The sequence below is a fragment of the Streptomyces sp. NPDC056480 genome (assembly GCF_042795405.1).
Lineage (GTDB): Bacteria > Actinomycetota > Actinomycetes > Streptomycetales > Streptomycetaceae > Streptomyces.
Genome location: NZ_JBHTSA010000024.1, coordinates 72,136 through 90,662, shown reverse-complemented (window position 1 = coordinate 90,662; position 18,527 = coordinate 72,136). Strand labels below are relative to the sequence as shown.

General features: G+C 72.1%; 18 protein-coding genes. 4 read left to right on the top strand and 14 right to left on the bottom strand.

The features are described from left to right. Window positions 1-113: 113 nt before the first annotated feature. The 7 genes from ACFQ79_RS13875 to ACFQ79_RS13845 all read right to left on the bottom strand — a co-directional run bounded on the left by ACFQ79_RS13875 (window position 114) and on the right by ACFQ79_RS13845 (window position 10,158). Window positions 114-1,277 (bottom strand): PP2C family protein-serine/threonine phosphatase, encoded by a 1,164-nt coding sequence (locus tag ACFQ79_RS13875; RefSeq protein ID WP_383582610.1) that lies wholly within the window; start codon window positions 1,275-1,277, stop codon window positions 114-116. Between the two features lie 59 nt (window positions 1,278-1,336). After that, window positions 1,337-1,705, bottom strand: coding sequence for an STAS domain-containing protein (locus tag ACFQ79_RS13870; RefSeq protein ID WP_383582607.1), 369 nt, complete (start codon window positions 1,703-1,705; stop codon window positions 1,337-1,339). Window positions 1,706-1,913: 208 nt separating this feature from the next. Next, complete coding sequence (locus tag ACFQ79_RS13865; protein WP_383582604.1) at window positions 1,914-4,463, bottom strand: SpoIIE family protein phosphatase; 2,550 nt, start codon at window positions 4,461-4,463, stop codon at window positions 1,914-1,916. Window positions 4,464-4,583: 120 nt separating this feature from the next. Beyond that, a complete protein-coding gene (locus tag ACFQ79_RS13860; protein WP_383582601.1) occupies window positions 4,584-8,603 on the bottom strand; it encodes a HAMP domain-containing protein in 4,020 nt (1,339 codons plus the stop codon). Window positions 8,604-9,001: 398 nt separating this feature from the next. Beyond that, window positions 9,002-9,394 (bottom strand): hypothetical protein, encoded by a 393-nt coding sequence (locus ACFQ79_RS13855; protein WP_383582598.1) that lies wholly within the window; start codon window positions 9,392-9,394, stop codon window positions 9,002-9,004. Window positions 9,395-9,500: 106 nt separating this feature from the next. Then, window positions 9,501-9,875, bottom strand: a complete 375-nt coding sequence (locus tag ACFQ79_RS13850; RefSeq protein ID WP_383582595.1) for a PRC-barrel domain containing protein — start codon at window positions 9,873-9,875, stop codon at window positions 9,501-9,503. Window positions 9,876-9,936: 61 nt separating this feature from the next. Continuing rightward, window positions 9,937-10,158, bottom strand: coding sequence for a DUF6458 family protein (locus ACFQ79_RS13845; RefSeq protein ID WP_266975923.1), 222 nt, complete (start codon window positions 10,156-10,158; stop codon window positions 9,937-9,939). Between the two features lie 190 nt (window positions 10,159-10,348). Here ACFQ79_RS13845 and ACFQ79_RS13840 point away from each other — a divergent pair, with 190 nt between their 5' ends. Both ACFQ79_RS13840 and ACFQ79_RS13835 read left to right on the top strand, forming a co-directional pair. Further along, window positions 10,349-10,708, top strand: coding sequence for a PRC-barrel domain containing protein (locus ACFQ79_RS13840; protein ID WP_383582592.1), 360 nt, complete (start codon window positions 10,349-10,351; stop codon window positions 10,706-10,708). A 47-nt stretch (window positions 10,709-10,755) separates the two neighbouring features. After that, window positions 10,756-10,902, top strand: a complete 147-nt coding sequence (locus ACFQ79_RS13835) for a hypothetical protein (RefSeq protein ID WP_383582589.1) — start codon at window positions 10,756-10,758, stop codon at window positions 10,900-10,902. 107 nt (window positions 10,903-11,009) lie between these two features. Here ACFQ79_RS13835 and ACFQ79_RS13830 read toward each other — a convergent pair whose 3' ends face one another. The 7 genes from ACFQ79_RS13830 to ACFQ79_RS13800 form a co-directional block, all read right to left on the bottom strand. Continuing rightward, entirely contained in the window at window positions 11,010-11,849 is an 840-nt protein-coding gene (locus ACFQ79_RS13830; protein WP_383582587.1) for a class II glutamine amidotransferase, read from the bottom strand. Window positions 11,850-11,992: 143 nt separating this feature from the next. Next, window positions 11,993-12,481: a flavin reductase family protein gene (locus ACFQ79_RS13825; RefSeq protein ID WP_383582585.1), complete on the bottom strand. Its 489-nt coding sequence runs from the start codon at window positions 12,479-12,481 to the stop codon at window positions 11,993-11,995. Between the two features lie 44 nt (window positions 12,482-12,525). Continuing rightward, window positions 12,526-13,893 carry a mycothione reductase gene (locus tag ACFQ79_RS13820; RefSeq protein ID WP_383582583.1) on the bottom strand — a complete coding sequence of 456 codons (1,368 nt, stop codon included), beginning with the start codon at window positions 13,891-13,893 and terminating at the stop codon, window positions 12,526-12,528. Window positions 13,894-13,984: 91 nt separating this feature from the next. Then, window positions 13,985-15,118 carry an iron-containing redox enzyme family protein gene (locus ACFQ79_RS13815; protein WP_383582581.1) on the bottom strand — a complete coding sequence of 378 codons (1,134 nt, stop codon included), beginning with the start codon at window positions 15,116-15,118 and terminating at the stop codon, window positions 13,985-13,987. Then, window positions 15,115-15,456 carry a CDGSH iron-sulfur domain-containing protein gene (locus ACFQ79_RS13810; RefSeq protein WP_383582578.1) on the bottom strand — a complete coding sequence of 114 codons (342 nt, stop codon included), beginning with the start codon at window positions 15,454-15,456 and terminating at the stop codon, window positions 15,115-15,117. The genes ACFQ79_RS13815 and ACFQ79_RS13810 overlap by 4 nt, the downstream gene beginning before the upstream one ends. After that, window positions 15,446-16,126 carry a HemK2/MTQ2 family protein methyltransferase gene (locus ACFQ79_RS13805; RefSeq protein ID WP_383582575.1) on the bottom strand — a complete coding sequence of 227 codons (681 nt, stop codon included), beginning with the start codon at window positions 16,124-16,126 and terminating at the stop codon, window positions 15,446-15,448. The genes ACFQ79_RS13810 and ACFQ79_RS13805 overlap by 11 nt, the downstream gene beginning before the upstream one ends. Before the next feature lie 257 nt (window positions 16,127-16,383). Then, window positions 16,384-17,214, bottom strand: a complete 831-nt coding sequence (locus ACFQ79_RS13800) for a DUF1206 domain-containing protein (protein ID WP_383582573.1) — start codon at window positions 17,212-17,214, stop codon at window positions 16,384-16,386. A 183-nt stretch (window positions 17,215-17,397) separates the two neighbouring features. On the opposite strand from ACFQ79_RS13800, the gene ACFQ79_RS13795 reads away from it, so the two are divergent. Together ACFQ79_RS13795 and ACFQ79_RS13790 are read left to right on the top strand one after the other, a co-directional pair. Next, window positions 17,398-17,655: a WhiB family transcriptional regulator gene (locus ACFQ79_RS13795; protein ID WP_383582571.1), complete on the top strand. Its 258-nt coding sequence runs from the start codon at window positions 17,398-17,400 to the stop codon at window positions 17,653-17,655. A gap of 322 nt (window positions 17,656-17,977) precedes the next feature. Beyond that, window positions 17,978-18,433, top strand: coding sequence for a VOC family protein (locus ACFQ79_RS13790; protein WP_383582569.1), 456 nt, complete (start codon window positions 17,978-17,980; stop codon window positions 18,431-18,433). Window positions 18,434-18,527 lie beyond the last annotated feature (94 nt).

Below are 18,527 nucleotides of genomic sequence, written 5' to 3'. Positions count from 1 at the left end.
GCTCCGGCCGGCCGCACACCCCATGTCCCCATTGCCACCCCTGGTCGTCCATGACGTGCCCTACCGGGCGCACGCCTGGTATTGCCCCAAGGATACAGTTGCCGCACGGCAACTTACGACGCGGCGCCGTGCCAGTCGAGACAGACGACGAGGGCGTCGTCGTCCAGTGCGCCGCCGCCGTGATGGGTGGTCAGCTCCCGGAGCATCGTCTGCGGGACGTGCGTGGGCGGCAGCAGCCGCGTTCCCTTGAGCGCGCGCGCCAGCGCCCGGTCGCCGTAGCTCTCCCCGGCCGGCGAGACGGCGGCGTACACGCCGTCGCTGCCGAAGAGCAGGCGGTCCCCCGGCTCCACGGTGAACCGCTCGGGGACGTAGCCGGTGTCCTCGAACATGCCGAGGGGCAACTGCGCATCGAAGCCGATGGACTCGACGGAGTGGCCCCGCAGCCGCCACAGACGGGGCGAACCGGCGTCCACGGCCTCCACCTCGCCCGTGGTCAGGTCGAAGTCCAGGAGGAGCACCGACACGAAGGCGTCGCCGCGGTACTGCGCGTACACGGCCTGGTCGGCGAGAGCGGCCTGGTCCGCGAGGGAGAGGCCGGCCCGCCGGGCGTTGCGGAGCGCGTTGATCGCGAGGTTCGTCAGCAGGGCGGCCTCGATGCCCTCTCCCATGCCGTTGGTGACGGTGAGGGTCAGCCGGCCGTCGGAGACCGACCAGTCGTAGTTGTCGCCGAAGATGGCGTAGGCGGGTTCGAGATGGGCGGCGAGGGCGAACTCGGGGCGGGCGCACGAACGGCCGGGCAGGAGCTGCCACTGCATCTCCGCGGCGAGCGTGAGCCGCGTCGCCCGCCGTGCCAGGACGTAGAGGTCCGTGTCACGCTCGGCGACCAGGATCTCGTGGCCGAGCGCGTCGCAGACCTGGGCGAGTCCGGGGAACAGGGGCCGGATGTCGGTTCCCCGCGGCAGTTCGGCGGTGAGGACGCCCAGCCGGTCCCCGCGGACGGTGACGGGCAGGTGGAGCAGCACCGACGAGGGCCCCTCGACGACGTACGGCTCCTGGGCGCCGAAGGCGCGTCCCTGGGGACTGTCGTGGATCGGGACCGCCGGATCCGCTCCGGGGGCGCGCCCGACGAGCTGGAGCGTCCGCAAGCCGTAGTCGGCCAGGCGGAGTTCCACCCGCAGGGCGTCGCAGCGCTCCCGCAGGGCGCCCTCGACGACGCTCACCAACTGGTGCGGAGCCGCACGGCGGAGCGCCTGCTCGACGTCGGTGGTCTCGTGCACGGTCTTCCTCTTCCTTCCTCCCTGGGCCGGTCCCGTGCCCGGGACGCGCCCCCGTTCCGCTATCTCCCGCCGCCGGCCGCGGCCAACGCCTCCGCCACCCGTTCGTGCGGCGGGAGCGTCGTCGTCAGCCCGGTGATCTCCAGGATGCGTCGCACCGCGGAGTTCGGCGCGGCGAGATACAGGTCTCCGCCGGCCTCCCGTGCCCTGTGGACCGACCTGATGAGAACGTTCAGGCCCGACGAGTCCATGAAGTCGAGCGCGGACAGGTCGAGGACGAGGTGGTGCCGCCCCTGGCCGAGCTGCTCCGCCAGGTGGTCGTCGAGCCGGCCGGCCGTCTCCATGTCCAGCTCACCCGCCACGGAGAGCACGGCCGTGCGGGCGTCGCGGATCTCGACGCCGATGTCCAGGATCGGTTCTCGCTCGGGCATGTTCCCTGCTTTCCGGGTGGGGGAAGGTCGTTGGACAGACAGTCTGGGGGACGGTCGTGGGCGGGCGGTCACGGGCGGGGGGCGGTCGTGTGGGTGACGGTCGGCGGCGGGCGGTCACGGGCAGGCGGTCATGTGGATGACGGTCGGCGGCGGGCGGTCCGGGGGGACGGTGCCGCACGGACGGACCGGGTTCAGGGCATCTGGACGATCAGGACACCTGTACGCCGACCACACACGTATCGTCGTCCGTGTCCGACTTGCTACGCGCCAGCAGCTGGTCCAGCCGCTGTTCGAGGCTGTCGGAAGGCAGCCGGGCGACGGCGAGCAGCTGGGCGACGGAGTCCTGGACGGGGGTGTCCCGCCGCTCGACGAGGCCGTCGGTGTACATCAGCACGATGTCGTCGGGTTCGAGCCGGAGCTCCGACTCCTCGTACTCGGCTTCGGCGAGCGCCCCCAGCAGCAGTCCGCGCAGCAGCGGCAGGTCGGCGGCCTCGTTCCCCCGGACGAGCACCGGCGGCAGGTGCCCCGCCCTGGCCCACCGCAGCGTACGGGTGGCGGGGTCGAAGATCCCGCACACGGCGGTGGCCGTGACATGGGCGGTGAGGTGGTGGGCGACGCTGTTGAGCCAGGACAGGAGCTGTCCCGGCCCCGCGCCCGTGACGGCGAGGCCGCGGAGGGCGTTGCGCAGGACCACCATGCCGGTGGCGGCCTCCACCCCGTGGCCCGCGACGTCCCCCACGCACAGGAGCACCTTCTTGGAGGGCAGCACGACGGCGTCGTACCAGTCGCCGCCGACCAGCGACTCGGACTCGGCCGGGCGGTAGCGCACGGCGACGTCGAGGGCCGGTGCGTCGAGCGGCGGTTTGACCGGCGGCATGATGGCGTGCTGGAGCTGGAGGGTGAGCCGGTTGCGTTCCTCGGCTGCCTCCTCCGTGGCGACGAGCCGGTCGCGGGTGGCCGTGAGGGCGACCTCGGTCCAGTGCTGCGCCGAGATGTCCTGGTAGGCGCCCCTGACGGTCTCGAGGCCGCCGTCGACTCCCAGGGCGGGTTCGGCGGTCACCCTGATGTGACGCGTGACCCCGTCGCGGCGCAGCATGCGGAAGGCCGCGGAGCCCACCTGCCTCTGCTGCAGCACCGTCTGGAGGAACTGCCGGATGGTGCCGGAGTCGTCGGGGTGGGCGTGGCCGGCCAGGTCGCGCAGGGCGACCGGCTCCTCCGTCGGCCGACGGCCGAAGAGCTCGAAGAGCTGGCCGTGCCAGGTGATGTCTCCGGTGAGGGCGTCCTCCTCGAAGGCGCCGACCCGGCCGAGACGCTGGGCGTGCTGCAACAGGCTGGCCAGGCGCGCCGATTCGTCCTCGACGCGCCAGATGAGGAGGACGCTCCCTCCGTACCGGCTGATGCTGATGTCGGCGAGCGAGGTGAGCGGCACCTGGTCCACCAGGGCGGTGAGCCGGGTGCGGCGGGCGCGGAAGGGCTCGCCCGTGGCGTAGACCCGCTCGATCCGTTCGAAGAGTTCGCTCTCGTCGGCGGTCGCGGGGTACGCCTCCAGGAGCAGTGCCCCGTCGACGGCGCCGCGGGGCCGTCCCGCCGGGTCCTGGAAGTGCGCGTTGGCGTGCCGGACACGGAAGTCGGCGAGCCTCCCCGCCTCGTCCAGGTGCGGGGTCAGGACGAGGGCGGGGTCGTAGAGCCCGTCGGAGAGTTCGGCCAGCTCCAGTGATCCGTCCCCGGTGGGGACGGGGGAGCGTGTCGGGGCCGCCTGTCCGGGCAGCACCTCAAGGGTGTGGGCGCAGAGTTCCGCGAGGGCCTCGATCTGGCGTTCCACGGCCTGCGGCTGGGGGTCCAGCGGGCGGGCCCAGCAGATCTCCAGGACGCCGTGGATACGGCCGCCGGTCCCGGCGGGGACCACGACCCGCCCGCCGTCGGGGTGGCGTGCGCGGCCGATCGAGGGGATGCCCGCGGCGGCAAGGGAGGGATACCAGACGGTGCGGCGGCCGGTGAGTGCCTGTCGGGCCGCGGTGGTCACCCCCGGAGGGACGTAGTGCCAGCGGGCCGCCTCGTCGGGGCCGAACCCGGCGTGGCCGCGCAGGCTCAGCGACGCGTCCGGGCCGGTGGTCCAGATGGCCACGGCGACGGCGCCCAGGGGTTCGAGGGCGTGTGCGAGCAGCGAATCGGCGACGGCCTGGGTGTCGCCGGCGCTGAGCGCCGCACTCTCCGCCGTGCGCAGACGCACGCCGACGGAGGCGGCGGGTCCGGCGGTGCCGGGCTCGCCGATGGTCGTCCTCACGAACTCGCCCGCGACCTCGGCGACCTGGTCGCGGGCCGCCTGGTTGATGATGTCCGCGGCCAGCTCCAGGCGGGAGAGCCCGGCCCGGTCGGCGAGTTCGGCGAGCTGCCGCGCCGCCTGGGCGGGGCCGCAGCCCAGGCGCTCGACGAGGACGCCCTTGGCGAGTTCGATCAGGGCACGCCCCTCGGCCGCCGCGTGCGCGGCGCGCACCTCGCCGCGCAGGCGCTCCACCGTGGCGGCGAGCCGGCCGTCGGCGAAGTCGTCCCGCGTCGGCGGGCGTTCGCCGTCGGCGGGAGGGGAACCCGGGACGCCGGCTGGCGCCTCGGGGGGCTCCGGGGCCTCGGGCGCCTCGCGTGCCTCAGGCACCTTCCAGGTCTCAGGGACCTCAGGCGCCTCACATGCCTCAGGCGCCGCAGCGCCCTCCCCATGAAGCCCGGCAGACGGGTCTCCGTCCCGGAAGCGGGGGCCACTCACGTCGGCGACTCCTCGGTCAGGACGGCCTCGTGGCCGCCGCACGGACGGGGACATGGCGCGCCGGAGCGGCGCGGGGCACTCCGCGGCGTGCGGGACGGCCCGGCGGGGACGGTCACGGGACTACCCATCGTTCAGCCAGCGGCCGACACAGGCGATGAGCTCGTCGGCGTCGACGGGCTTCGTCACGTAGTCGCTGGCGCCCGACGCCAGGCTCTTCTCTCGGTCGCCCGGCATGGCCTTGGCGGTGACCGCGATCACGGGCAGTTCCGCGTACTGCGACAGTTGCCTGATCCGTGTCGTCGCGGTGTAGCCGTCCATCTCCGGCATCATCACGTCCATCAGGACGAGGGACACGGCCGGGTTGGCCAGGAGCGTGTCGATCCCCTTACGGCCGTTCTCGGCGTGCAGCACCGTGACGCCGTGCAGTTCCAGGATGCCGGTGAGGGCGTAGAGGTTGCGGGCGTCGTCGTCGACCACGAGGACGGTACGGCCGTGCAGTGTGGTGTCGATGGCCTGGGGTGCCGGGGCCCAGTGGTCACCGCGCACCAGGGGCACGACGTCACCGGGCTGCTCCGCGGACAGGTGCAGAGCGATCCGCTCGCGCAGTTCGTCGAGGCTGGAGAGGAGTTCCAGCGGACGGCGCCGGGCGAGCTCCTGCAGGGCGCCCTCCTCGTCGGCGGGGAGCCTGCGGTTGTTGTGGGCGAGGACCGGAACCGTACGCAACGCCTCGTCGCCGTCCATGGCGCCCAGGAAGCGCAGGGCGTCGCCGTCCGCCATGTCGACGTCGAGCACCACGCAGTGGAACGGCTGGGTGGCGAGCGCGCTGGCCGCCTCCTGAGGGCCGACGACCGCGATCAGTTCGATGTCCGTCCGCTCGGCGTGGCGCACGTCGTCGGAGAGCTGCGTGACCGCGTTCTCGGCGACGACGGCGAGGAGCCCGCGCGGGCGCTCCTCGATCACGAGGAGGCGGCGGGTCGGCCGGGCCGTCGCCGCGCCGGGCCCGGCGGGCTGGGCGAGAGCGGCGCCCCGGTCCGGTGCCGCGACCTCGGTGGTCTCCAGAGGGCGGGCGGCGGGGTCGGGCTTCTCTGTGAAGTCGGTGCGGGTGACGGGCAGGTAGAAGGTGAAGGTGCTGCCTTCGCCGGCCACGCTGGTGACGGTGAGGGCGCCGCCGAGCAGATAGGCGATCTCACGGCTGATGGAGAGGCCCAGACCGGTGCCGCCGTACTTGCGGTTGGTCGTCCCGTCGGCCTGCTGGAAGGCGCCGAAGATGGCCTCCAGGTTCTCGGTGGCGATGCCGATGCCGGTGTCCGTCACGCGGAAGGCGACGACGGGGCCGCCCCGGTGGACCGAGACGGGGAGCTCGGCGTCCGCTGCCGGTTCGATGCGGAGCTCGACGCCGCCGTGCTCGGTGAACTTGACGGCGTTCGAGAGCAGGTTCCGCAGCACCTGCCGGAGCCGGGAGTCGTCGGTGAGCAGGTCGACGGGGACGCCGGCGGCCGTGGCGACCGAGAAGGCGAGGCTCTTCTGCGAGGTGAGGGGGCGGAAGGTGGCCTCGACGTAGTCGAGGAGCCTGCGCAGGGGCACGCGCTCCGGGTTGAGGTCCATCTTCCCTGCCTCCACCTTGGACAGGTCGAGGATGTCGTTGATCAGCTGCAGCAGGTCGGAGCCGGCGGAGTGGATGATGCCGGCGTACTCGACCTGCTTGGCCGTGAGGTTGCGGGTCGGGTTCTGGGCCAGCAGCTGGGCCAGGATCAGCAGGCTGTTGAGCGGGGTGCGCAGTTCGTGGCTCATGTTCGCCAGGAACTCGGACTTGTACGTCGAGGCCAGCGCGAGCTGCTGGGCGCGGTCCTCGAGCTCCTGCCGGGCCTGTTCGATCTGGAGGTTCTTGGCCTCGATGTCGCGGTTCTGGGTGGCGAGCAGGGCCGCCTTCTCCTCCAGTTCGGCGTTGGAGCGCTGGAGCTCCTCCTGCTGCACCTGGAGTTCCTCGGTGCGCGAGCGCAGCTCGCCCGCCAGCCGCTGGGACTCGTCGAGGAGTTCGTCGGTACGGGCGTTGGCGACGATGGTGCTGATGTTGACCCCCACCGTCTCCATGAGCTGCTCCAGGAAGTCCCGGTGCACGGAGGTGAAGGGGCTGAAGGACATGAGCTCGATGACGCCGAGGACCTGGTCCTCGACGACGACCGGCAGGACGACGAGGCTGCCCCGGGCCGTGCTGCCGAGTCCCGAGGAGATCGTGACGTAGTCGGCGGGGACGTTCTCGGCGGCGATGGTGCGGCGGCCGCGCGCTGCCTGTCCCACGAGCGACTCGCCCAGCCGGAAGCGGTCCCGGCCCCGGTCCGCGGCGGGTCGGCCGTAGGAGCCGACGAGGCCGAGTTCGACGCCGTCCACGCCCTCCTCGGCCAGGTAGAACGCGCCGTACTGGGCGGCGACGAGCGGGGTCAGCTCGTCCATGACGAGATCGGCGACGACGGCCAGATCGCGGTGGCCCTGCATCAGCGCGGAGATCCGGGCCAGGCTGGACTTCAGCCAGTCCTGTTCCTGGTTGGCCCGCGTCGTCTCGCGCAGCGAGCCGACCATCGCGTTGATGTTGTCCTTGAGTTCGGCCACCTCGCCCGAGGCCTCGACGGTGATCGAGCGGGTCAGATCGCCCTCGGCGACGGCGCTCGCGACCTCGGCGATGGCGCGAACCTGGCGGGTGAGGTTGCCGGCCAGTTCGTTGACGTTCTCGGTCAGTCGCTTCCAGGTGCCGGAGACGCCCTCGACCTCGGCCTGGCCGCCGAGGCGGCCCTCGCTGCCGACCTCACGGGCGACGCGGGTGACCTCGGCGGCGAAGGAGGACAGCTGGTCGACCATCGTGTTGATGGTCGTCTTGAGTTCGAGGATCTCGCCGCGGGCGTCGACGTCGATCTTCTTGGAGAGGTCGCCGTTGGCGACGGCCGTGGTGACCTGGGCGATGTTCCGGACCTGCCCGGTCAGGTTGTTCGCCATGGAGTTGACGTTGTCGGTGAGGTCCTTCCAGGTGCCGGCCACGTTCGGTACGCGGGCCTGGCCGCCGAGCCGGCCCTCGGTGCCCACCTCACGGGCGACGCGGGTCACCTCGTCGGCGAACGCCGACAGCGTGTCCACCATGGTGTTGATGGTGTCGGCGAGCGCTGCGACCTCGCCCTTGGCCTCGACGGTGATCCGCCGGGAGAGGTCACCGCGGGCCACGGAGGTGGCGACCTGGGCGATCGAACGCACCTGCCCGGTGAGGTTGGACGCCATCACGTTGACGTTGTCCGTCAGGTCCTTCCAGGTACCCGAGGCGCCCCGGACGGTGGCCTGGCCGCCGAGGTTGCCCTCGGTGCCCACCTCGCGGGCGACGCGGGTCACCTCGTCGGCGAACGCCGACAGCTGGTCGACCATCGTGTTGATGGTCGTCTTCAGCTCCAGGATCTCGCCGCGGGCGTCGACGTCGACCTTCTTCGACAGATCGCCGGTGGCGACCGCGGTGGCGACATGGGCGATCGCCCTCACCTGGGCGGTGAGGTTCCCCGCCATGGAGTTGACGGAGTCGGTCAGGTCCCGCCAGGTGCCGGAGGCGCCCTTCACATCGGCCTGTCCGCCGAGAATGCCCTCCGTGCCCACGTCACGGGCCATGCGCGTGACCTCGTCGGCGAAGGAGGAGAGCTGGTCGACCATCGTGTTGATGGTGTTCTTGAGCTCCAGGATCTCGCCGCGCGCGTCCACGTCGATCTTCTGGGAGAGGTCTCCCCTGGCGACGGCGGTGGCCACCTGGGCGATGTCCCGGACCTGGGTGGTGAGGTTGCCGGCCATCGCGTTCACCGAGTCGGTGAGGTCCGCCCACGTCCCGGAGACGCCGGGCACCGCGGCCTGCCCGCCCAGTGTTCCCTCCGTGCCGACCTCGCGGGCGACCCGCGTCACCTCGGAGGTGAACAGGGAGAGCTGGTCGACCATCCCGTTGAACACCATGGAGATCTCGCCCATCAGGCCGTCCGCCTCGTCGGGCAGACGGGTGCCGAAGTCGCCGTCCCGCACCGCCGTGAGTCCGGCCAGGAGCTGTCGCAGCTCGGGCTCGCCCACCGCGGCCGGCCCGGGCGGCACCCGGGTCGAGGAGCCTTCGGTCGTGGTCTCAGACATGCCCCATCCTCGTTCCGCAACAAGCTTCCGCATACGGACCGTTCGACCCCGGTCACAGAGCCGGACGCCCGCTCCCCCAGGACGACTCCGGCCGCGATCGTTGCCGTACGGCAATGATGACGACACTACCCCTCCGTGATCGACAAGAGGAGGGCGGTGCCGCGTCATACGGCCGGAACACGCCGTCGGCCCGGGTTCCGGGGCCTCCGGGACGGAGCCCCGGGGGCGAATCGGCGCCGGCCGCCCGAGCACGCGGGCGAGCCCGGCACGCTCCCCACGGGGAGTGCCGGGCTCATTCATGCCGGGGGGGGGACGGCTCCACACCGCTGGTGGACGTGAAGGAGCCGGACGGACGGGGTACGTGGGGTACGCGCCGGCGGGAGGGGAGTCTCGCCCCCTCAGAAGCGGCGTTCGAGGAGCAGGGCCACCGGACCGGGTTCGCGTCGCCGCGCCCGCCGCCCCAGCGCGTACGCGAGGGTCAGCGCCGCCGCCGCGCCCGCGGCGGCGCCCGCCGTCATCGCCTTGTGCGCGCGGACCGCGGCCCACAAGGCGTTCCCGGCACCGCGGGCGGCCTGCGCGGGACTGCCGGCGCTTTCGGGGAACCGGTCGGGGAGGACGGACAGCTCCCCGTAGACGTCCGCCGCGTCGGAGTCGTACCACTCCGACGTGTGGAGCACGAACCCCTCCGCCGTGTCGGGGTCGTACGCCTCCGTGATGTCGGGGTAGTCCCGCACCACGTACGGCCTGGTCCAGGGGATCGGGTTGTGTCCGTTCTTCTCCGAAGCACTCATGAGGCCCGTCTCACCGGATATGCCCGCGGCAAACCTGCCGCGTCCTGACGGATCGGCTTCTCGTGCCGCCGTCGTGGCGTCCGCCACAAGCCCGGGCCGCGGCTTGTCAGATGGCACCGGTGCCGCCCGAGAAGGGGCCGCCGGTGTGGTAGTGCCGGGTGATCTCCTCGCGGTACTGCAGGTCCGCCAGGTGCTTGTCGGAGACGAACTCGGGTGCGTCCTTGACCTGTTCCTTGGTCAGGGAGAGGTGGATCGTGTAGTCCTCCAGGTCGACCGTGGTCACGGCGCTCGCCGGTATCAGCGCCTCCTTGCCGAAGATCCAGGCGCCCGTGTCGACGACCAGATAGGCGTCGTCCACCTCGTCGGAGTGCTTGTCGACGTTGCCGATGTGGCCGTCGGACGCCTCGACCCGCCATCCGATGAGGTCGATGCCCGCCAGGTGGCCGGACTCCGTGCTGTAGGACCAGATGCGGTCGGTCATGTCTGTCACTCCTCTGTCGCTGTACGTCGTGTCGGTCACGGCATCGACCGCGCGGGCCGCCTCAGAGCAGGTCACGCCGGTCGTCGGTGGCCGTGGGCGCCACGGGCGGAACCACCATCCGGCGGCGGCGAAGGACGCTCGTGTACACGGCGGTCCCCAGAAAGCCGACCGCCATGAGGATCAGGCCGACCAGATCGAGGTCGACCGCTTCGAGCTCCCAGTCGGACGCGAAGGTGAGGATGGCGCCGACGGCGATCATGATGATGAACAGTCCCAGACCCATGGTTGCTCCCTCCCTAACGGGTTGGACAGCGTCCGCGTACCCGGGCTTCCGGGAATCATTCCGCTCGTGCCGGCCCGGGCCTGTCGCGCCCTCGGCGGATCCGGAGGGTGTGGAACGGCGGCGACGGGCAACACGGAGTGACAGAACACGAAGCCCGGTGGCACTCGCCCTCGACGGAAGGAAGACAGTCATGGCGTACGACATCTGGACCTACAGGGAGACCGCGGCGCATGCGGCGCGTCTCGACCTGACCGGGTACAGGGTCGAGGCCTTGGACGGTTTCGCGGGGACGGTCGACACGCACGAGCCCGCGGCCGGCCGCGCCCATGTCGTGGTGGACACGGCTCCCTGGATCCCCGGCAGACGCGTCATCGTTCCGGCGGGGGTCGTGACCTCGGTCGACCCCGGCACGGAGCGCCTCGACATCGGCTGTTCCAAGCAGCAGATCGAGGACGCCCCGCCGTTCGAACCCGGCCCCGACCGCGACCGCGACGACGACGAGCCGCATCGGATGGGGCTCGTCGACTACTACCTGGCCTTCTTCCGCTAGGCGATCCCCGCAGGAACGTCCCGCCCTTGCCATCCAAGGAGAATCCCATGAGCGCACTGCTGACCCGCATCAAGCGATTCGCCCACAGCCCGCAGGGCCGCAACGCGGCGGCGTCCGTCCGCCGGGCCGCCGCCGACCCCCGCAGGCGCACCCAGGTGCAGCGCCTCCTCACCAAGCTGCGCGGCCACCGCTGACGGCCCCTCACCCGGCCCGGCAGGGCCGGTGGAACGACGCCCCGCGCGGCATACGGCGCGGGGCGTCGCCGCGCGACACTCCGGGCTCGGTGCCGGCCGTACCGGCGTCACGGCGATCGCGGTGAGAACGGAACGTAGTCCGCGGCCGAGCCCGAGGGAATGACCGCGTAGCTGGCCTCGGGCAGTTCGTTCCACACGCCCGGAAGGTCGCCCAGCGGCTCGGAGACGACGATGCGGGTCTCGTCGGAGATCTCCCGCAGGTAGTCCAGCTCAGGGTGAAGACGGCGAACGGTCTCGGCCCTGCTGCTGTAGAAGAGCGAGCGGGCCTTTCCCTGGCTGGAATACCGGAAGGCCCATACACGCTCTCCGTCACTCACGGCCACCGTCATCTGCAGGGGTTCCGGCACGCCGTGCCTCTCTCCGAGGCTCTCGACCAGGCCGGCCATGCGGGCGACGGCCCCCGGGACGTCCTGGTCGAGGCCGAAGGTGACGGCCAGGTAGAACATCACCTCGGAGTCCGTGGAACCCTCCATGAAGGGGAAGAGCACGGGGTCGACGGCCATGCACAGGTCCCGCTGCAGCCGGGGAAAGTCGGCGATGGCCCCGTTGTGCATCCACAGCCAGCGACCGTGGCGAAAGGGATGGCAGTTCGTCTGCTGGACCGCGGAACCCGTGGAAGCACGGACGTGGGCGAAGAACAGGGAGGAGCGGACGTGCGACGCGAGCTCTCGAAGGTTGCGGTTGTTCCAGGCCGGGCCGACATCGCGGAAGACCGCCGGCGTCCCGTCGCCGTACGAGCCGTACCAACCGACGCCGAAACCGTCGCCGTTGGTCGACTCGACGCCCATCCGCGCGTGGAGGCTCTGGTTGATCAGGGAGTGCTCCGGGCGGTAGAGCACGGCGTCGAGCAGGAGAGGCGAACCCGAGTACGCGAGCCACCGGCACATACGAACCACATCTCCTTCAGGCCTGCTCCGAGCCTACGCCGGTCGCCGCCCGACCGGCCCCCGGGGCGATCTCGGTGAACCCGGCCTCGCTGCAGAGGGGACCGAAGCGGAAGACCGCCCGGTGAAACGTGTCGGCGGCGGCCTCAGGCGGGGTGTCCGGGGTCGAGGTCCCGTACCTCTCGGTATCGGAGAAGCACGGGCGGTGGCCCCTCGGCCGGCGGGCACACCGCCACGGGCGCCAGGAGGAACCCGACGTGGTCGCCGCCCTCGATGCGCCCTTCGATCCGGCCGGTGAACCAGGTGGTCAGCTCCTCCAGGATCGGGCTGCCGCCCTCTCCCGGCCGCCAGCCGATCGCGGCGAACTTGTCCGCCCGGTCGCCCGTCTCCTCGCCGAAGAGTTCCGCCATCGCCCGCTCGTCCCGGTGGAGCAGGTGCACGGTGAGGTACTCGGCCTCGCGCGCGACGCGGTACGTGTGGTTGGCGACCGACAGCCACACGGCGAACCTCGGCGGGTCGATGGAGCACTGCGAGGCGAACCCCACCAGGCAGCCCGCCCGCTCTCCGCCGGACGCGGCCGTCACGACGTACATCGGGCCGTCGAGCACGTCGGTGAAGGGATCCGGGTCCGTCACAGCGCCTCCTGTGGTTCCACGTGGTCATGGTCCGGCGGGCCGCCTCACCGGCCGAGGTCGAGGAGGGCGTTCTCCACGACCTCGGTGAGTGCGGGATGGATCCAGTACGGGGACTCCGCGAGCGTGGTGGCGTCGATGCCGAGGGTCGCCGCAAGGACGAGTGGCTGGATGAGGGTCGAGGCCTCGGCGCCCATCAGGTGGGCGCCGAGAAGACGCCCGGTGCCGGGCTCGGCGAGCACCTTGCAGAAACCGGTGGTGTCCTCCATCGCCCAGCCGTAGGCGACGTCGCCGTAACCGGCCATGCCCACGACGTAGTCGAGGCCTCTGTCGCGGCAGTCCTGCTCGGTGGCGCCGATCGAGGCGATCTGGGGGTGGGTGAAGACCGCCGCGGGTACCAGGTCGTGGTCGGCGGCGATGAGGTCGCCGGGGTGACGGAGGTTGTGTGCGACGACCTTCGCCTCACGGTTGGCGACGTGCTTGAGGGGCACCGGTGAGCAGATGTCCCCCAGGGCGAAGACGCCTTCGGCGGTGGTGCGCTGATGGCGGTCGACGCGCACCCGGCCGTCGTCGTGGGTGGCGACACCGGCCGTCTCCAGGTTCAGCCGGTCGCTGTTCGGGGCCCGGCCCACCGCGACGAGCAGCATGTCCGCGTCGACCGTCGATCCGTCGTCCAGGCTCAGCCGCAGCGCGCCCGGCCGGCCGCCGACTGCTGTGAGCTTGTGGCCGAGCCGGAGGTCGTAGCGGGAGCGGACCAGTTCCGTGAAGCGCTCCGCGACGGTCTCGTCCTGCGGGCCGAGCAGGCGCTCCTCCTTCTCGACGACGGTGACGGAGCACCCCGTCCGTGCGAACACCTCGGCCAGCTCCGCGGCGATGTAGCCGCCCCCGAGGATCGCCAGACGCCGTGGCGGAGCGTCGATCCGCATGACGGTGTCGGACGTCTCGTACGGCAGGCCCGCCTCCGCGACAGGCCCGGGGATCGCGGGCCGGCTGCCCGCCGCGACGACGATCTGCCCGGCGCTGACGTCGACGGTCCCGTGCTCGCGCTGGATCCGGAGGGTTCTGGGCCCGATGAACCTGGCTCTGCCCTCGTACACGGTGACCGAGTCCTGTTGTACGCGCCCCCGACGGCCGCTGTCCCGTTCGGCGTCCAGCCGCCCGAAGACCCGGTCCCGCGCCCGGCGCCAGCGCACCGCCCTCAGCTCGGCGTCCACGTCGTAGGCCCCGGCCTCCCGTACGGTCCGGGCGACCTGCGCGGTGTACGCGAGCATCTTGCTCGGGATGCATCCGGAGTTGAGGCAGGTGCCGCCGAACCAGCGCTCCTCGACGATCGCCACGTCCAGATCGTCGAACGAGTCGTCGACCACCGCGTTGCCGGACCCCGCACCGATGACGACAAGATCGTGGTGACGCATCCGGCCAGCGTACGAGGCTCGGTCCCGGACCGGCGTGCGGACGCACCGGCTTCCGTCGGACCCGTTCATCGACTGCACCACCGATGGGCCCTCACTCGGCACGCTCCCGGGTCCGGGCGCCCAAGGGCATGCGCAACGCGCTGCGTCCCCCGGCCCAGGCCGCACCGACGTGCTCCGCGAGGCGGTCCTCCAGGTGGACGGTGGCCGCGCAGCCGAAGGCGATGTCGGCCTCCAGGGACGGCTCGTCCGCGAGCAGTCCGCCGATGACCTCACGGCGTACGACCTGCTCGTGCACGGCGTCCGCCTCCACGTGCTCGTCGTAGAAGCGCTCGGCGGCCGGTCCTGCCCCGCAGCGCCGCATCGCCTTGGCGAGTCGCCTGGAGCCGGGTGAGGAGGTCACCTCGACGCAGGCGAAGTGACCGACGAGGAACCCTCGATGGGACCGGTGGAGCCCGAAGAGGGACATCAGGTTGACGGTGGCGAGCAGCGGCGCGGGAGCCTGGTCCAGGTAGCGGCCATACGCGGGGTCGAGGCCGAGGTCCGCCATGAGGTCGGCGAAGAGCCGGGCGTGGATCCGGTCGGGGTGGCCGGCGCCGAACTCGTCGAACTCGATGGCGGCCATCGCGGCCTTGGCCCGGCCTCGCAGCCGGGGGATCACCCAGACGTGCGGGTCGGCCTCCTTGAGGTGGTAGAGCGAGCGCAGAGCCGCGTACTCCCGCACCTGCCACAGCTCGCCCTTCCGTTCCAGGTGGCGGCTGAGACCGCCGACGGAGTCCAGTGGTTCGACGAGGAGCGGGGCGAAGGCCTCCGCGACCGATCGGGGGGCGTCGGACAGCTCGGTGCTCAGGGCGTGCAGGAAGCGGGCTTCCATGGCCTGGCGCAGTCGGAGGAGTTCCGGGTCCCATTCGCGGTCGTCGTCCACCCCGTCGAATCCCCGGTAGTGGAGCTCGTAGAGGAGGTAGAGGGCGAGCTGGAGGTCCTCGCCCCAGGGATCGGCTGTCAGGACGGCCCCGGGGCGGTACGCGGGAGTGCCGCCCGACCGGAGGGCCTCGGTGACGGCGGCGGACAACGCGCCGCGGGGTTCGGCCAGGCGGGGGGCGGCGGTGGCCGCCGTGGCTGTGGTGGCCGTGGTGCTCGTGGAGTCTGTGGAGCTCGTGGAGTCTGTGGAGCTCGTGGAGTCTGTGGAGCTCGTGGAGCTTGCGATGCTCGTGATCGAGGGCGTCATGAGGGGTTCCTGTCCTCGGAGGGCTGGACGGCGCGCTCGCGGGGGCGGTGGCTGGTGTCGCACCACGGATAGATGCGGCTGCGGCGGCAGGTACAGAGGGCGACCATGAAGCGTTCGGAACGGGCGACCGTCCCGTCGTCGAGGACGATCTCGACCGGCCCCTCGACCAGGGCGGGTCCCCTCGGGTCCTCGGCCGCCCGGCGGGCCGGCGCCTCCGTGCGGGCCGGGCCGGGGGTGCGCCGGGAGCCGCGGGGGTTCCGGGCTTCGCCGGGGGTGCGCCGGGCCTCGCCGGGGCTGTTCCGGGAGTCGCCCGGCGTGTGCGGGGAGTCAGCGTGCACGGATGACCACCAGCTCTTCCCGTTCCTCGGCCTGGGTCGCCAGGCCCACCCGCGCCAGCCAGGACCGGCGCGAGCACAGGACCGGCCCCCAGGGCACCGAGGCCCTCGCCGTGACCTCCGCGGCCATGCCCGCCCCGGTCAGCCGGTCGACGGTCTCCTGGGCCCCGCACATCTGGGAGTGCACCAGGAGCAGGACCCCACCGGGTCGCAGCAGCGCCGGAGCGTTCGCGCAGATGCGATCGATGACGCCTCGCCCGTCCGGCCCGGCGTCCCAGGCCCGTTCCGGCCCCCGCGAGGGCAGCAGGGCCTCCGGTGCCGGCACGTAGGGCGGATTCGAGACGACGAGGTCGAAGCGGCGGCCCGCGCTGCGCGCCGCGAAGTCGCCGTGAACGACGCGCAGGGGAAGTCTCCGGCGCAGGGCGTTCAGGCGGGCCGTGACGACGGCGGGCCATGAGACGTCGACCGCCGTGACCCGTGCCCGTCGCCGGGCCGCGTCGAGGGCGAGCGCGCCGGTGCCCGTACCGATCTCCAGCACGTCGGTCCCCGGCCCGAGGTCCTCCTGGGCCAGGGCGCGGGCGAGCAGATGCGTGTCCGCCTGCGGCCGGTAGACGCCGGGCAGGGCGATCAGCCCGCCTGGCCGTGCGCCCAGGGTCAGAGCCGTACCGGACACGGGATACCTCCATGATCGACGGGACCGATCGTGGGCGGGACGGCGCAGATCGGCTGCTCCCTGCTGCGACTGCCCCGTGCGGGGCGGCTCATCCGCGCCGCGGCGATCTGTCGACTCGAAGGGAGGGGACGGACACGAGGCGTGATGTCGAGCTGCGGCCTGTGATGTCGAGCCGGGGCCTCAGGCGCACCGGCCGGGGGTCGGCACCACCCTGCCCATGCCGTCCCTCTTCGCCTGGGACGTGTCGTAGCGACGGATCAGACCTCGCGCCACTTGGACTGGCCGAAGGAGAACGCCCCGAAGAGCGCGAGACCGACGGCGACGGCGAGGAGGAGCCACGGGCCCGCCGGGGCCTCCGCGAACGAGCGGATCGCGTCGTCCATGCCCTTGGCCTCGCCCGGATCGGAGCGGCTCGACGCCTTCAGGCCGAAGAAGCCGACGGCGGCGATCACGAGCCCGCGCGCGACGCCGCCCGCTGTGCCCGTCACGTCCATGAAGCGGCGTTGCAGCGTGGACATCCGCTGCCGTCGCAGATGCTCTCGGTACTTCCGAAGCACGGCCCGGCCGGCGATCCACAGCCCCGCGCCCAGGATGCCCGTGGCCACCGCCCCCACCCACCACGGCCCGCCGGGCAGCGACAGGAGACGGCTCGTGAGGTCATGGCTCTGCCTGTCGGTCGAACCCGCGCCGCTGCCCCGGTCTCCCGTCGCGAAGGACAGGACGAGGAAGGAGGAGACCGCGTAGAACACGGCCCGGCCGCCGGACAGGGCCCGCTTGCCGGGGCGGTCGCCCTTCGGCCCGGCGGCCCCGAAGACCGCCTCCGAAAGCCGCCACAAGGCCATGCCGGCGAGGCCGACGCCCAGGGCCCAGAGCAGGACGAACCCGAACGGCGTGGAGACGACCTCCGCGAGGGCCCCGCCCCGGTCGGCCTGCTCGCTCGTGCCCGTCAGGCCGATGCGTACGGCCAGGGCTCCGACGAGAAGGTAGAGCACCCCCCGCGCCACGAAGCCCGCCCTCGCACCTGCCCGTACGACCCCTCCGCGGCCCGCTCGTCTCGCCGCCTTCGCGGACGACTCTCCTGTGGTCATGACCGGTCACTCCCCTCGGGTTGGAACCTTCGGGTGCCCCGTCTCCCCGATCCGAACCCGGCCCACCCGCTCCGCGTCGTCGGCCGGACGAGGGCCGTACTCGTGAGGCTGACAGTGTTTCAAGTGCCGCCGACCGGTCAGCCGAAAGGAATGACACCCACCCCCATGGACAGGAGGAATGACATGGACAGCTGGCGCGCATCCGCTGCCTGCCAGAACGTCGACCCCGACCTCTTCTTCCCGGTGGGGACCGGCGCCCCCGCTCTGGTCCAGGCCGAGGAGGCCAAGGACATCTGCCGGGGCTGCCCCGTTCAGGAGGCCTGTCTCAGCTGGGCGATGGACGACTCCCGCCAGGTGACGGGAGTGTGGGGCGGTCTCGACGAGAACGAACGCCGAGCCCTGAAGCGGCGGTTGCGCAACCGCGCGGTCAGGGCGCGGTGAGGATCCCGCCCGGACGGACGACGCCCGGCGACGTGAGGGCCCGGCCGGACGGCACGACTGCCGTCCCCGTGGCGTCGCGGCCGGGACCGCCTCGCGAACCCCGGGTCCTGCGCGACGCGGGTCCTCGGTCCCGGCAGGGCATCCGGTGGCCGGGCCGCGGCCTTTGGCCGATGGTGAACGTGTGGCGCATCGACCTCTCCCCTCGACGGACGACCACGGGCCGGCGGCTGCGGGATGACGGATGTCGAGAACGCGCCACCCGCTCCGTCCCCGGGGCGTCGGCGGCCGCCACCGGTCGCACGAGGAAGAAGGAGAGACCAGCATGGCGATTCAGCGGATGGACAACGTCGGCATCGTCGTCGACGACATGGATGCCGCCCTCGCGTTCTTCGTGGAACTCGGCATGGAGCTGGAGGGCAGGGGGGAGGTCAAGGGCCCCTTCGCCGACCAGTGCACCGGACTCGAAGGCGTCCACTGTGACATCGCGATGGTCCGGACCCCCGACGGCCACAGCCGGCTCGAGCTGGCGAGGTACCGCAGCCCCGCGGCGGCCGGCGGCGGGCCGCGCGAGCGGCCGCACAACGTGCTGGGCACGCACCGCGTCATGTTCGCCGTCGACGACATCGAGGACACCGTCGCCCGCCTGCGCCCGCACGGCGCCACCCTCGTCGGCGAGATCGCGCGGTTCGAGGACAGCTATCTGCTCTGCTACGTCCGCGGCCCGGAGGGAATCATCGTCGGACTGGCCGAGCAGCTGAGCCGAGAAGGCGTCGGCTGAGGAACGCCGGTCCTGCGAGGCCAGACCACGACGTCTTCGCCCGGTGTCTGCCGTCAGGGGCCGCTGCTGGTGTCTGCCGTCAGGGGCCCCGGTG

Coding starts and splice junctions, on each gene's coding strand:
- ACFQ79_RS13835 (WP_383582589.1), top strand. CDS start 10,756: ATGAGCGCACTGCTGACCCGCATCAAGCGATTCGCCCACAGCCCGCAG.
- ACFQ79_RS13840 (WP_383582592.1), top strand. CDS start 10,349: ATGGCGTACGACATCTGGACCTACAGGGAGACCGCGGCGCATGCGGCG.
- ACFQ79_RS13790 (WP_383582569.1), top strand. CDS start 17,978: ATGGCGATTCAGCGGATGGACAACGTCGGCATCGTCGTCGACGACATG.
- ACFQ79_RS13855 (WP_383582598.1), bottom strand. CDS start 9,394: ATGAGTGCTTCGGAGAAGAACGGACACAACCCGATCCCCTGGACCAGG.
- ACFQ79_RS13795 (WP_383582571.1), top strand. CDS start 17,398: ATGGACAGCTGGCGCGCATCCGCTGCCTGCCAGAACGTCGACCCCGAC.
- ACFQ79_RS13845 (WP_266975923.1), bottom strand. CDS start 10,158: ATGGGTCTGGGACTGTTCATCATCATGATCGCCGTCGGCGCCATCCTC.
- ACFQ79_RS13815 (WP_383582581.1), bottom strand. CDS start 15,118: ATGACGCCCTCGATCACGAGCATCGCAAGCTCCACGAGCTCCACAGAC.
- ACFQ79_RS13820 (WP_383582583.1), bottom strand. CDS start 13,893: ATGCGTCACCACGATCTTGTCGTCATCGGTGCGGGGTCCGGCAACGCG.
- ACFQ79_RS13860 (WP_383582601.1), bottom strand. CDS start 8,603: ATGTCTGAGACCACGACCGAAGGCTCCTCGACCCGGGTGCCGCCCGGG.
- ACFQ79_RS13850 (WP_383582595.1), bottom strand. CDS start 9,875: ATGACCGACCGCATCTGGTCCTACAGCACGGAGTCCGGCCACCTGGCG.
- ACFQ79_RS13870 (WP_383582607.1), bottom strand. CDS start 1,705: ATGCCCGAGCGAGAACCGATCCTGGACATCGGCGTCGAGATCCGCGAC.
- ACFQ79_RS13800 (WP_383582573.1), bottom strand. CDS start 17,214: ATGACCACAGGAGAGTCGTCCGCGAAGGCGGCGAGACGAGCGGGCCGC.
- ACFQ79_RS13830 (WP_383582587.1), bottom strand. CDS start 11,849: ATGTGCCGGTGGCTCGCGTACTCGGGTTCGCCTCTCCTGCTCGACGCC.